This window comes from Sulfitobacter sp. F26204 (genome assembly GCF_026410305.1).
Taxonomy (GTDB): domain Bacteria; phylum Pseudomonadota; class Alphaproteobacteria; order Rhodobacterales; family Rhodobacteraceae; genus Sulfitobacter.
In genome coordinates, this window is the sequence record NZ_JAPMLQ010000003.1 from 453940 (window position 1) to 466636 (window position 12697).

Sequence of the window (12697 nt, forward strand, 5' to 3'; positions counted from 1 at the left end):
TCAAAGGATCAGACATATGAACACGCAAAATATTGCGAAGAATGCAAATCACGCCGCCACTGCTCCGGCCTTTCTGTCGGTCTGGGATTTGGAAGCCTATTACGGCGAAAGCTACATCGTGCAGGGCATCAGCTTTAACGTGCATGAGGGTGAAATCCTTGCCCTGTTGGGCCGGAACGGTGCGGGCAAGACCTCGACGCTGCGCGCCATTGCCCGAATGTCCTCTCCCGAGGTGCACCATGGCGAAATCTGGATGGACCGCCAGCCATTGCACCGAATGAAATCGCACGAGGCGGCGCAAGCCGGCCTTGGGCTTGTCCCGGAAGACCGCAACATCATTCCCGGCCTTACGGTCGAGGAAAACCTCAAGCTGGCACAGATCGCGCCTCCTATCGGTTGGTCACTTGAGCGCCTCTATGATCTCTTTCCCCGTCTTGGCGAACGCAAATCCCAGGACGGCACAACCCTGTCCGGCGGCGAACAGCAGATGCTGGCGATTGCCCGTGCCCTAGCACGTGACATCAAGGTATTGCTGCTGGATGAACCTTACGAAGGCCTTGCCCCTGTCATCGTCGACGAAATCGAAAAGACACTTACGATCATCAAGGAACAAGGCATCACCACAATCCTGGTTGAACAAAATGCTGTGCGCGCTCTGAAACTCGCGGACCGCGCAGTGATCCTTGATACCGGCGGGATCGTGTTTGACGGCACCGCCCAAGAAGTACTGGACAACGCCGAACTACGCGCAGAATACCTCGCCATCTGAGATCGTATAAACATGCGGCGGGCATCGGACAGAACAACCTTCCGATGCCGGTTCGCTACAGCCTCCTGCGCAGTTCAGTCTTGAGCACCTTGCCATAATTGTTCTTTGGCAATTCGTTCAGACGAATGTAGGATTTTGGCCGCTTGAACCGTGCGATATTCTCAAGGCAGAGCGCATCCAGTACTGCGTCACTGGCGGTGCCGACAACAAAGGCCACGACCTCTTCACCCCATTCCGCATGGGGGCGTCCGACGACCGACACTTCCCGTACCTCGGGGTGGATCAACAACACCTCTTCCACCTCTCGGGGATAGACATTTGCTCCGCCCGTGATGATCACATCCTTGCTTCGATCCTTCAACGTCAGATAGCCTTCTGCATCCAGCACGCCGATGTCGCCGGTCATCAACCAGCCGTCGCGTAACGTGCGCTCTGTCGCTTTCGGATTACGCCAATATCCCGGCATTACCGTCGGCCCGCGCACCATGATTTCACCCTCTGACCCGGCGGGTAGCCTGGCCCCCTCTGGCCCCGAGATGCACAGCTCGATCCCCTGCTGCGCCCGCCCGACCGAAGCCAGCCGCGCGCGCCACCCCTGGCCGGTACGGCGCATCACATCGGCCCGTGACAATGCCGAGATCCCCATCGGGCATTCACCCTGCCCGTAGATCTGTACAAACACCGGGCCAAACCAGTCCGAAGCCTCGATAATATCCTGCAAATACATCGGACCGCCGGCGTAAACCAACGTGCGCAGGCCGATCCCCTTTGCGCCTGTGGGCTTGGCGCTTTGGGTCAGGCGTTTGACCATCGTCGGTGCCGCGAACATATGCACCGACCCGAAATGCGCCGCAAGCGACAGGATTTCCTGCGGATCGAAACCGCCCGAAGCGGGGCAAACGTGCCGCGCTCCGGCCTGCACATGCAAGATCGCATAGAGCCCGGCACCATGGCTCAACGGTGCTGCATAAATGGCGCTATCCTGGGCGCTCACCTGATCTACATCAACGGCGTAACTTGCCGCCATCGACGCCAGCATTCCATGGGTGATGATCACGCCTTTGGGTTGGCCCGTGGTACCGGAGGTATAAAACAGCCATGCCAGATCCTGTGAACCGCGTGCGACGGTCCGCAGGCTTGCAACAGTGGCCAGAACCTCGTCGACGAATAGCGCATCGTTGACCCCGACTACCCGGACGGAAGCCCTGCTGTCGCGCAGGGCATCGGCCTCTCTTTGCGTGGCGAAAACCATACAGGCTTGCGCATCATCCAGTATATAGGCCACCTCGCGCGGATGCAGCTTGGCGTTGATTGGCACGGCCGCCGCACCAGCCTGCCAAATCCCGTAGAGAACGATCAGAAACGCGGGCGTGTTCTTCATATAAAGTGCAACACGATCTCCCGGTGCCACACCTTCGGTTTCCAACCAGGCTGCGACACGTGCGGCCTGATCGGCAAAACCGGCATAATCGGCAACCTGTTCTGTCCCCATGAACAGCGCCGGGGCGGCGGGTGCCCGCGCCGCAGACTGTGACAGCCAATGGGAAAGGTTCATGGTTTTTCTCCTTGCACCTTCACAATGCATGTCACATCTCTGGGGTTCAACTGGCGGGTTTTCACGGGCGGCGCATTAGCCTATAACCTGTGCAAACGTCACGGCGATTTGAACCGCCGGACAAGGGACATGTCGAGGAAAATATGACAAAAAACACCCATGACGCGGATGTAGCATTCATCCGGGCGTTGGCCGAGCTTTTGAACGAAAATGATTTGACCGAACTTCAAGTCAAACGGGACTATGCCGAAGATGACAGTCTGAACGTGCGTGTCAGCCGCAAACCCCCACAACAAATTGTATCCGCTGCGCCGCAACAAATGCAGGCCGCTGTCCCGGCAGCACCCGCCGCTTCGGTCAGCGCAGTCGCCGCACCAACGTCAGCGGCCGACCCTGTGGATCCTGCCAGCCATCCCGGTGCGGTAACTTCTCCCATGGTCGGTACCGTTTATATGCAGGGCGAACCCGGCGCGCCTGCCTTCATCTCGGTGGGTGCATCAGTGGGCGAAGGTGACACTTTGCTAATCGTCGAAGCCATGAAAACGATGAACCACATTCCAGCCCCCCGTTCAGGCACGATCAAGCGGATTCTGGTTGGCGACGGCGACGCGGTTGAATTCGGTGCACCTCTTGTCATCATTGAATAGGGCTGCTGCGCATGTTTAACAAAATTCTGATCGCAAATCGGGGCGAGATCGCCCTGCGCGTGATCCGTGCGGCACGCGAGATGGGCATCGGTTCGGTTGCGGTGCATTCAACAGCGGACAGCGACGCAATGCATGTGCGCATGGCAGACGAATCCGTTTGTGTCGGGCCACCCTCCGCGATGCAATCCTACCTTTCGGTACCGGCCATCATCGCAGCCTGCGAGATCACCGGAGCCGAAGCGATCCACCCCGGCTATGGTTTTCTGTCCGAGAATGCCAACTTTGTGCAGGTGGTACAGGATCACGGGCTGACCTTTATTGGTCCCACCGCAGAGCATATTCGTGTGATGGGGGACAAGATCACCGCCAAGGACACGATGAAAAAGCTCGGAGTACCCTGTGTGCCCGGTTCTGCTGGAGGCGTTGCAACGCTGGACGAGGCAAAGGCACTGGGCGAGGAAATGGGCTATCCCGTCATCATCAAAGCAACCGCTGGCGGCGGTGGCAAAGGGATGAAAGTGGCACAATCCGCCAAGGAAATGGAACGGGCGTTCCAGACGGCGCGTGCCGAAGGGATGTCCAACTTTGGCAATGACGAAGTCTATATCGAGAAATATCTGACCACGCCACGCCACATCGAAATTCAGGTCTTTGGCGATGGCAAAGGCCGCGCCGTTCATCTGGGCGAGCGAGATTGTTCATTGCAGCGACGTCACCAAAAGGTGTTCGAGGAAGCGCCCGGCCCAGCCATTTCCGCAGAAGAACGCGCCCGCATCGGCAAGGTTTGCGCCGATGCCATGGCAGACATCAACTATATCGGTGCGGGTACGATAGAATTCCTTTACGAAAAGGGTGAGTTCTATTTCATTGAAATGAATACCCGGTTGCAGGTTGAACATCCTGTGACCGAAGCCGTTTTTGGTGTTGATCTGGTACGTGAACAAATCCGCGTAGCCGCCGGCATGGAAATGTCCTTTCAGCAAGAAGATCTCAAGATCAACGGACATGCCATCGAGGTCCGCATCAACGCAGAGAAACTGCCAAACTTTACACCCTGCCCAGGACGTATCACCCAATACCACGCGCCAGGCGGTCTGGGGGTACGTATGGATTCCGCCCTCTATGACGGCTATTCGATCCCGCCCTATTATGACAGCCTGATCGGCAAGCTGATCGTGCATGGACGCGATCGCCCCGAAGCTCTCGCACGACTGAACCGCGCTCTGGGTGAGTTGATCGTGGACGGGGTGGATACCACGGTGCCGCTGTTTCATGCGCTGTTAAAGGAAAAGGCGGTGCACACCGGCGATTATAACATCCATTGGCTGGAACATTGGCTTGAAACCAACCTTGGCACCCCCTGACCGGATCAGGGACCAGTATGAACCCCGGTCATGTCGGAACTAACGCCAGAGCTTCTGCTGCAGGGGTACGGCCATGGGATTTTTCCCATGGCCGAACACCGCGATGATCCCGAAATCTTCTGGGTGGATCCCGAACGGCGCGGAATTTTGCCGCTGGATGGATTTCATATATCGCGTTCACTGGCAAAGGCGATGCGACGAACAACCTGTGAAATCCGGGTAGACACGAATTTCGACGCGGTCGTCGCGGCTTGCGCGGATCGCGCAGATACCTGGATCAACGACGAGATATTCAGTCTGTACAGCGCCCTGCATCTACGCGGCCATGCCCATTCCTGTGAACTTTGGGAAAATGAAACTCTGGTGGGTGGTGTTTACGGTGTCACGCTTGGTGCCGCCTTCTTTGGCGAAAGCATGTTTTCACGGCGGACAAATGGATCAAAAATGGCGTTGGCGGCGCTGGTTGACCGATTGAACCGGGCGGGCTACCGATTATTTGATACCCAGTTCATAACCGCGCATCTGGCCTCGCTTGGCGCGGTCGAAATCGACCGCAGCCTGTATCACGCGCAACTGCAAGACGCGATTTCCCGCCAGGCGCACTTTAATTCGGTTGAAACCTTGCAACCCTACGACGTGGTGCAGCGTATGATCCAGACATCGTAACGGGCATGTTCCAACGCCGAGACTGCTGGCGCTGAGGCAATCATCCAGCCTGAAAACAACAGACCGTCCTTGCCAATTTCGGAAATTTCAAGCGCGGCATAGGCATTACCAGAGGGGTTCCCCGCAGGATACCGACATTCATTCATCACGATTTGCAATGATCCAACACGAAATACCTGACCCGCCCGTACTTCGAAATCTGTCGTATGACCTGAGGTCTTGTCCAGTGCCCGCAATACCCCTCCTGGTGCATTGGTAACTTGCTGCGCAACAGCAGGGCCGGCCATGAGGCCCAGCACCAGCAACAACGGTCCACAACATCTACCCAGCGACGAGATCACTCCGGGCTCCATGCCTCGTAATCCGACCGATCCTTGGGTTTGGACAGACGTAGCGATCCTTCAGGCGCATAGGCAAGCATGCTGCCTGTCAGGTTCTCAACATGCGGTTTTTCCCACGCCTTGCGCGGCAGCGGCTTGTCTGTTGGCGGCTCGTCCCATGTATGGTGCAGCCAGCCGTGCCAATCGGGGCTGATCCGGCTTGCCTCCATCTCGCCATTGAACATCACCCAACGGCGCGTGTTGTCCTTGTTGCGAAAAAAGGTATTGCCTTGGTCGTCCTCGCCCACTTTGACGCCTTTGCGCCAACTCCACAGCTGGGTGTTCAACGTATTGCCGTGCCACCACGTCAATGCTCGAAAGACTGTATTCAGAATGCCCATGATGCTCTCCGCGCTCGATCACATCTGCTTATGCACCAGTGCGCACGGCGCGTCCAGCGACCCGTTTCAACTGTTGCGGCAAAGACTCCCAATAAAGGGGCATATAGGTAAGTTTCCGCAAATTCATTGGCCTGTCCTCCTGGCAAAGCTATCATTTTGAAAACGGAGACAACTGTGACACCCACCCCGCCTGCCCCCCCCGCAACCGCTGCGCTCAGACCTGTCGCCGAATGTTACGGGATCAAAGTGCCCGATAGCCCGATGCTGACCCCCGACCGCATCGAGCGGATCAATGCAAAACGGTATGAAGCGCAGGAAATTGCCGGTGCATTGCAGGTTGTGCGAAAAGGCGACAACGTGCTGGAAATGGGCACGGGCATCGGTCTGGTCGGGGCCATCGTGGCCAAGAATGCAAAGCCTGAAAAACTGATGTCCTTCGAAGCCAATCCAGCACTTATCGATCATATCAACGCACTATACGACATGAACCAGTTGGGCGGCATCATCGAGTTGCGCAATCAGGTGTTGATCAGCGCCCCGGACCCTGCAGACACCATGGCGCTTCACGTTCACAATTCCTTTCCTGGCTCTTCTCTGATCGAAACCGGTTCACCCAGCAATGCCCCGACTGACGTGCCAACGGCACAATATGACACCATTCAGAATGATTTTTCGCCCGACGTCCTCTTGATTGACAGCGAGGGCAGCGAGCTGGACTTCTTGCGTCACGCCGCGCTTGATGGTGTCCGGGCATTGGTGATTGCGTTCCATCCAGATGTTTACGGTCGCGAAGGCATGCTTGAATGCAAGACCATCATCACCCGTGCCGGGTTTTCCAAATTGCCAGATCATTGCAGCCGCCTGGTCTGGACCTGCGTAAGGGACGCCAAACTCCAAGGTCCGACACCTCTTGCATCCTGGACAAGCGACATCACAACATTAGGCAACGCGATTGTGGTTCCGGCAAGCGAACAGGGATTTGTTCAGGCCGCCGGAATTCTGACAGCTGAGGGTCAGTATCATGAACAAGGGGCTTTGTGGCGCAATGGCCGTGCATTGACAATTGAACCTTCAATGCCTCGGGAAAACTTGGCGACGCGCAAGGGAACCTGGCTTTGGGGGGGCGTGTTGTGGATGCACTTTGGCCACTTCCTGGTGGAAAGCATGGCGCGGCTCTGGGCTCTGGAACATCTGGATCAGGGAATCGACGGAATCCTATATATTCCCAAACGCCCACGTAACGGCAACGAAGTGCACGCGTTCCAGCGCGACCTGGTCAAATTGCTCGACACTGATGCACCCATTGTCAGCATCGCAGCGACGGAAAGGGTTGAACGTCTGATCGTGCCCGGCCCCGGTTTCGGACTGGGGCCCATGATCTCGGGCACAGCGACATTTCGCGCAGCGATCGCCAAACGGTTTGGTCGCAGGGTCACGGCGCAAGGGTCTGAAAAACTTTATATCAGCCGCAGCAAACTGCCCTCCGGGCGCGGCAATCTGATAGGTGAAACCGACCTCGAGGCGCGTCTTTCAGAAGAAGGTTATTCGATTTATCATCCTGAGAAACATGATGTCTACCACCAGATCGCAACCTACAAGGCCGCAAGAAAAGTGATCGCCGCCGAAGGATCCGCACTGCATATGCTGGCGATGGTGGCAGATGCGACGGTTGATGTAGCAATGATTGTGCGCCGTCCTTCGGGGGCGACGCGCAATCTGGAACGCCACCTGGAAGCCTTTACCGGACGCGCGCCGCTGAATGTCACAGAATTGATCCGCTCGTGGAAACCCCGTGGCCCCGCGAAACCGCGCATGTGGATGGGCGAGCTGAACATGCCTGCCTTGCAAGCCGCATTGGCAGATGGCGGGTTTATCGGCAAGGGCGGCAAACCATGGCGCTCACTTGATCCCCAGGATGTGCAAAATCGTCTTGGCGACAAGTTTGAAGAAGTGATCAGCAAGAGTTAGGTCAATTTTTGCCAAGGCTTAGCCAGGCACCAATGCCGTCACTTCGATCTCAATGCGATATTTTGGGTCGATCAACCCACATTCGACCATCGTGGCAGCAGGCGGGTTTGCGCCAAATGCCTTGGACAAAATCGGCCAGCAGGGTTCAAATTCAGAGCGATCCGGCAACATATATGTGACCCGCACAACATCTTTGAAGGTTGCCCCCGCCTCTTCCAGTGCCTTGCCGATGACCTCAAGAGCATGGGCACATTGGCTGATGACGTCTTCGCCCTGCCCAACCGTGCCGGCAATATGCACAAAGCCGCCCGCGACTACAGCACGGCAATAGCCGATCTTTGTCTCGAACTCACCACCTGAATGTATCCGTTTGATTTCCATGTCCAAGTCCTCATTGTTTTTGACCGACCCGGCAAACCCTGTCGTCTTGCCGAGAACTGAAAAAGGGCGCGTCCCACGACACGCCCTTTTCATAAACTTGAGATGCCGGAAATCACCCTGCTGTAGCTGGTTCTTTCTTGGCCTCGCCGTGGATCATCAAGGGTGCTGCGTCCGAGTTCACCGACTCTTCATTCACGACAACTTCGGTGACCGTGTCCAGACCAGGCAGTTCAAACATCGTATCCAGCAATATATCCTCCAGGATCGAGCGCAGACCACGCGCACCGGTCTTGCGCTCAATCGCCCGTTTCGCGATGGCGGTCAGCGCATCTTCGGTAAAGGACAATTGCGTGTCTTCCAACTCGAACAAGCGCTGATATTGTTTGACCAGGGCGTTCTTGGGCTGCGTCAGGATCGTCACCAGCGCATCTTCGTCCAGATCTTCCAATGTTGCCAGAACAGGCAGACGGCCGACAAATTCAGGGATCAGTCCGAATTTCAACAGGTCTTCCGGTTCCAGATCGGTGAACACTTCGCCCACGCCACGTTCGTCATTGTCGCGTACATCTGCACCAAAGCCCATTGCAGAGCCTTTGCCACGTGCCGAAATGATCTTGTCCAGACCCGCAAAGGCCCCACCACAGATAAACAGGATGTTGGTTGTGTCCACCTGCAGGAATTCCTGCTGGGGATGCTTGCGCCCGCCTTGAGGTGGCACAGAAGCAACGGTGCCTTCCATCAACTTCAAGAGCGCCTGCTGAACGCCCTCGCCCGATACATCACGGGTGATTGACGGGTTCTCGGACTTGCGCGTGATTTTATCAACCTCGTCGATATAGACGATGCCGCGCTGTGCCCGTTCCACGTTGTACTCCGACGATTGCAGCAGCTTCAGGATGATGTTTTCCACATCTTCACCCACATAACCGGCTTCGGTCAGGGTGGTCGCATCTGCCATCGTGAACGGCACATCCAGAATCCGCGCCAGTGTTTGCGCCAGCAGGGTTTTGCCGCAACCGGTTGGACCGATCAACAGAATGTTGGATTTGGCCAGTTCGATGTCACCCCCTTTTTGGGCATGATTCAACCGTTTGTAGTGGTTGTGCACCGCAACAGAAAGAACACGCTTGGCCATCGCCTGACCAATCACATAATCGTCCAGCACGTCGCAGATGTCTTTGGGTGTCGGAACGCCGTCTGTCGCCTTCAGGCCAGACGCCTTTGTTTCTTCGCGGATGATGTCCATACACAGCTCGACACATTCATCGCAGATGAACACAGTCGGCCCCGCAATCAGCTTGCGCACCTCATGCTGGCTTTTGCCGCAGAAGCTACAATATAGGGTGTTTTTGCTATCACCGCTGGAATTATTCGCCATGTCAGCCCTTTCAGGTCTGTCGTGAATTTTGCGCCAAACCGGGTCAGCACGTTCTTGCCCGAACATTAGGGCAGTGCCTCGGCCGCTACAATCGTAAAATCGCAGCGACTAAAGCTCAGTCTTACTTATCGCCTTTGCCCTTCTTGGGCTTGCCCTTGGGGGCGTCCTTATCGTCTTCTTTGCCACGGTTTGCGACGATCTCGTCGATATGTCCCCATTCCAGCGCCTCTTCCGGAGTCATCCACAGATCACGGTCCAGCGCCTTTTGGACGGTCTCATAATCCTGGCCGGAATGTTTCATATACATCTGATACATTCGCTCGCGGGTTTGCTCGATATGACGGGCAGAGATCAAGATATCCGCTGCCATGCCCTGCGACCCCCCCGAAGGCTGATGAACCATCACTTCGGCGTTGGGAAGCGCGAAACGCATCCCCTTTTCACCGCCGATCGCAATGACGGACCCCATTGATGCCGCCATGCCGCAAATCAATGTCGACACTTTCGGGCGGACATATTGCATGGTGTCATAGATCGACAGGCCTGCGGACACCTCACCGCCGGGGGAATTGATATACATGCTGATTTCCTTGGACGGATTTTCCGCCTCCAGGTGCAACAACTGCGCAACGATGAGGTGGCTCATGCCGCTGTGAATAGGGCCGTTGATGAATATGATCCGCTCTTTCAGAAGGCGCGAGAAAATATCATAGGCGCGCTCGCCGCGGCTGGTCTGCTCGACCACCATCGGCACGAGGTTCATATATGTGTCTATTGGATCGTTCATCTGTGCTCGCCTGTCTTTGCGTTGGCGGGACCATACCCGCCAAACCGTTGTCATCAGATTAGTCGCGGGCTCCGGGACCTTCAAGGGGGGGACCACGATCGAAGCGTCTTGTCGCGCCCCCTCCCCGACCTGGCAAGAAAAAAAGACGGTAGGGTAAATAGGTCGTATAGACCGTTTTCACATCATGTGGGGTTGCATCTGGCGTTTGCCAGCAAGGTTTGGCAGACATCAGGCCGGCCTTGCAATGCTCAAAAATGCCGAAAAGTTGAGGAAGGGGAACCTGTTAAATTCCGCTCGGGCTCAAAGCCCTGTCATAAATCCATCACAGACTCAGCGCAAAAGGACGGCACTCAGGAATTGATCAGGGAACGCGCCATGAACCGCGACGACATCATCAACGACCCAACAATCGGAAACAAGGCTGAAGCCTATGAAGCCTTTGACGACATCCCGACAAATCCGAACCTGACCCGTACCATCGGCGACGTGATCAATGCGCGATATGGCCGACGCGATGTTTTGAAGGGCATGTTGGGTGTTTCTGCCACCACCACCCTTTTCGGTGCTTCGGCCCTCATCGCCCCTGATGCGACCGCAGCGGACACCCCGGAAAACAGCCGCTATGCCTTTCAGGAACTGGAAGCCGGCAATGATGAGACCCATCACGTCGCGCAGGGCTATGACGCACATGTGCTGCTGCGCTGGGGGGATCCGGTTCTGGCCGGCGCACCGGAATTCGACGTGATGAACCAGACCGCTGCCGCACAGCTCATGCAATTTGGCTACAACAACGACTACGTCGGTTTTCTCCCCCTGAATGAAGCAGGGACACGTGGATTGCTCTGCGTGAACCACGAGTACACCAACGAAGAAGTGATGTTCCCCGGTCTGGGCCGTCAGGACAGCGCCGGGTTCAAGGGCATGACACCCGAATTGATTGATATTGAAATGGCGGCCCACGGTGGATCGATCGTTGAGATCGTCAAGGATCCCACTGGTGCCTGGCGGGTAGTTCAGGATGGAAAACTGAACCGCCGAATCCAGCCGCTCAACACCGCGATGGTGATGTCAGGGCCCGCCGCGGGTCATGAAAGATTGAAAACCAATGACGATCCCGATGGCAGGAATGTCATTGGCACCCTGAACAACTGCGCCGGAGGTATGACACCCTGGGGCACCTGGCTGATGGCCGAGGAAAACTTTCACGGGTACTACTGGACCGATGTGCTGGACGCCGATGGCAAGCCCGACCTCTCGGGACAGGCCGATGCGGATTCAAAAAAGCGCTATGGCGTACCGGGTATGTGGTATGCTTGGGGCAAATACTACGATCGCTTCAATATCGACAGGGAACCCAATGCCCCTAACAAGTTCGGCTGGGTTGTCGAAGTTGATCCTCTGGATCCTGCCTCCCTCCCGATCAAGCGCACCGCCTTGGGGCGCTTCCGTCATGAGGGTGCAGAAGCAACCACCAGCACCGAGGGCAGGCTGGTTGTTTACATGGGCGATGACAATCGGTTTGATTACCAATACAAATATGTATCGGACGGAGTTGTTTCCCCCGATCGCGCCGCGAATTCCGGTCTGCTCGACCAGGGCACCCTCTATGTCGCCCGCTTTGACGAAGACGGCACAGTCACCTGGTTGCCGCTTGTGCATGGCACCGGTCCCCTGACGCGGGAAAACGGTTTTGCCAGCCAGGCGGACGTGCTGATCGATACGCGACTGGCAGCAGATGCACTGGGGGCGACGCCGATGGACCGCCCCGAAGACGCCCAACCACGCGGCGATGGCACTGCCTATATCATGCTGACCAACAACAACAAACGCAAAGACACCAACCCGGCCAATCCACGCAGCGCCTCTGATTTCGGGCATATCATCGAAATAAAGGAAGACGGTGGCGATCATGCCGCCACCCGGGGCACCTGGTCAATCCTGGTAAAATGTGGCGATCCAACACTTGCCGACGTTGGCGCGCACTGGAATCCGGAAACCTCGCAAAACGGTTGGTTTGGTTCGCCTGACAATTGCGCCATCGACGCGGAGGGGCGGCTCTGGGTGTCGACAGACCAGGGTTCTAAATGGGGCAAGACCGGCAAATCCGACGGGCTTTACGGGGTCGAAACCGAAGGTGCCCTTCGCGGCACCTCGAAGTTGTTTTTCCGTTGCCCGGTCGGCGGCGAGATGTGCGGCCCCTATTTCACGGACGACGGTGAAACGCTGTTCCTTGCGGTTCAACACCCAGGGACCGATGGCACCAAGGCCCTGAAGGGGTTCGAACGCAAGTCAACCTTCGAAGACCCGGCAACCCGCTGGCCGGACTTTGATCCGGACATGCCGCCTCGGCCTTCGGTTGTCGTTGTCACCAAACAGGGCGGCGGCAAGATCGCAGTCTGAAGTCATTTCAACAATCACTTTTCAGCACGCAAGGCTCCGCTTCCCCGGCGGAGCCTTATTC

General features: G+C 56.7%; 12 protein-coding genes. 6 read left to right on the plus strand and 6 right to left on the minus strand.

Translation table 11 applies throughout. The features are described from left to right. Window positions 1-16 precede the first annotated feature (16 nt). On the plus strand, window positions 17-769 hold the full coding sequence (locus OS190_RS11080) for an ABC transporter ATP-binding protein (RefSeq protein WP_267158743.1): 753 nt from the start codon (window positions 17-19) through the stop codon (window positions 767-769). Between the two features lie 55 nt (window positions 770-824). Here the strand turns inward: OS190_RS11080 and OS190_RS11085 are convergent, their stop codons facing one another. After that, the gene (locus tag OS190_RS11085) at window positions 825-2324 is read right to left on the minus strand and encodes an AMP-binding protein (protein WP_267158744.1); all 1500 of its coding nucleotides are present in this window, start codon (window positions 2322-2324) and stop codon (window positions 825-827) included. Window positions 2325-2467: 143 nt separating this feature from the next. Here OS190_RS11085 and accB point away from each other — a divergent pair, with 143 nt between their 5' ends. From accB to aat, 3 genes are read left to right on the plus strand one after another with little or no spacing between them, the layout of a single operon-like run. After that, a complete protein-coding gene (gene accB, locus OS190_RS11090; RefSeq protein ID WP_267158745.1) occupies window positions 2468-2971 on the plus strand; it encodes an acetyl-CoA carboxylase biotin carboxyl carrier protein in 504 nt (167 codons plus the stop codon). 11 nt (window positions 2972-2982) lie between these two features. Further along, window positions 2983-4335, plus strand: a complete 1353-nt coding sequence (accC, locus tag OS190_RS11095) for an acetyl-CoA carboxylase biotin carboxylase subunit (protein WP_267158746.1) — start codon at window positions 2983-2985, stop codon at window positions 4333-4335. Window positions 4336-4365: 30 nt separating this feature from the next. Beyond that, window positions 4366-5001 (plus strand): leucyl/phenylalanyl-tRNA--protein transferase, encoded by a 636-nt coding sequence (gene aat, locus OS190_RS11100; protein ID WP_267158747.1) that lies wholly within the window; start codon window positions 4366-4368, stop codon window positions 4999-5001. Here aat and OS190_RS11105 read toward each other — a convergent pair. Together OS190_RS11105 and OS190_RS11110 are read right to left on the minus strand one after the other, a co-directional pair. After that, the gene (locus OS190_RS11105) at window positions 4965-5354 is read right to left on the minus strand and encodes a DUF2155 domain-containing protein (RefSeq protein ID WP_267158748.1); all 390 of its coding nucleotides are present in this window, start codon (window positions 5352-5354) and stop codon (window positions 4965-4967) included. The genes aat and OS190_RS11105 overlap by 37 nt on opposite strands. Continuing rightward, the gene (locus tag OS190_RS11110; protein ID WP_267158749.1) at window positions 5339-5722 is read right to left on the minus strand and encodes an NADH:ubiquinone oxidoreductase subunit NDUFA12; all 384 of its coding nucleotides are present in this window, start codon (window positions 5720-5722) and stop codon (window positions 5339-5341) included. The genes OS190_RS11105 and OS190_RS11110 overlap by 16 nt, the downstream gene beginning before the upstream one ends. A gap of 174 nt (window positions 5723-5896) precedes the next feature. On the opposite strand from OS190_RS11110, the gene OS190_RS11115 reads away from it, so the two are divergent. After that, window positions 5897-7690 (plus strand): FkbM family methyltransferase, encoded by a 1794-nt coding sequence (locus OS190_RS11115; protein ID WP_267158750.1) that lies wholly within the window; start codon window positions 5897-5899, stop codon window positions 7688-7690. Window positions 7691-7708: 18 nt separating this feature from the next. Here the strand turns inward: OS190_RS11115 and OS190_RS11120 are convergent, their stop codons facing one another. The 3 genes from OS190_RS11120 to OS190_RS11130 form a co-directional block, all read right to left on the minus strand. After that, the gene (locus tag OS190_RS11120) at window positions 7709-8071 is read right to left on the minus strand and encodes a RidA family protein (RefSeq protein WP_267158751.1); all 363 of its coding nucleotides are present in this window, start codon (window positions 8069-8071) and stop codon (window positions 7709-7711) included. Window positions 8072-8183: 112 nt separating this feature from the next. Next, the gene (gene clpX / locus OS190_RS11125; RefSeq protein ID WP_267158752.1) at window positions 8184-9449 is read right to left on the minus strand and encodes an ATP-dependent Clp protease ATP-binding subunit ClpX; all 1266 of its coding nucleotides are present in this window, start codon (window positions 9447-9449) and stop codon (window positions 8184-8186) included. 121 nt (window positions 9450-9570) lie between these two features. After that, window positions 9571-10236, minus strand: coding sequence for an ATP-dependent Clp protease proteolytic subunit (locus tag OS190_RS11130; protein ID WP_267158753.1), 666 nt, complete (start codon window positions 10234-10236; stop codon window positions 9571-9573). Between the two features lie 375 nt (window positions 10237-10611). Here OS190_RS11130 and OS190_RS11135 point away from each other — a divergent pair, with 375 nt between their 5' ends. Continuing rightward, the gene (locus OS190_RS11135) at window positions 10612-12636 is read left to right on the plus strand and encodes a PhoX family protein (RefSeq protein WP_267158754.1); all 2025 of its coding nucleotides are present in this window, start codon (window positions 10612-10614) and stop codon (window positions 12634-12636) included. The last annotated feature ends 61 nt before the right edge of the window (window positions 12637-12697 follow it).

Excerpts from the sequence above, each read along its gene's own strand:
- OS190_RS11080 (WP_267158743.1), top strand. The coding sequence starts at position 17 with ATGAACACGCAAAATATTGCGAAGAATGCAAATCACGCCGCCACTGCT.
- OS190_RS11085 (WP_267158744.1), bottom strand. The coding sequence starts at position 2,324 with ATGAACCTTTCCCATTGGCTGTCACAGTCTGCGGCGCGGGCACCCGCC.
- accB (WP_267158745.1), top strand. The coding sequence starts at position 2,468 with ATGACAAAAAACACCCATGACGCGGATGTAGCATTCATCCGGGCGTTG.
- accC (WP_267158746.1), top strand. The coding sequence starts at position 2,983 with ATGTTTAACAAAATTCTGATCGCAAATCGGGGCGAGATCGCCCTGCGC.
- aat (WP_267158747.1), top strand. The coding sequence starts at position 4,366 with ATGTCGGAACTAACGCCAGAGCTTCTGCTGCAGGGGTACGGCCATGGG.
- OS190_RS11105 (WP_267158748.1), bottom strand. The coding sequence starts at position 5,354 with ATGGAGCCCGGAGTGATCTCGTCGCTGGGTAGATGTTGTGGACCGTTG.
- OS190_RS11110 (WP_267158749.1), bottom strand. The coding sequence starts at position 5,722 with ATGGGCATTCTGAATACAGTCTTTCGAGCATTGACGTGGTGGCACGGC.
- OS190_RS11120 (WP_267158751.1), bottom strand. The coding sequence starts at position 8,071 with ATGGAAATCAAACGGATACATTCAGGTGGTGAGTTCGAGACAAAGATC.
- clpX (WP_267158752.1), bottom strand. The coding sequence starts at position 9,449 with ATGGCGAATAATTCCAGCGGTGATAGCAAAAACACCCTATATTGTAGC.
- OS190_RS11130 (WP_267158753.1), bottom strand. The coding sequence starts at position 10,236 with ATGAACGATCCAATAGACACATATATGAACCTCGTGCCGATGGTGGTC.
- OS190_RS11135 (WP_267158754.1), top strand. The coding sequence starts at position 10,612 with ATGAACCGCGACGACATCATCAACGACCCAACAATCGGAAACAAGGCT.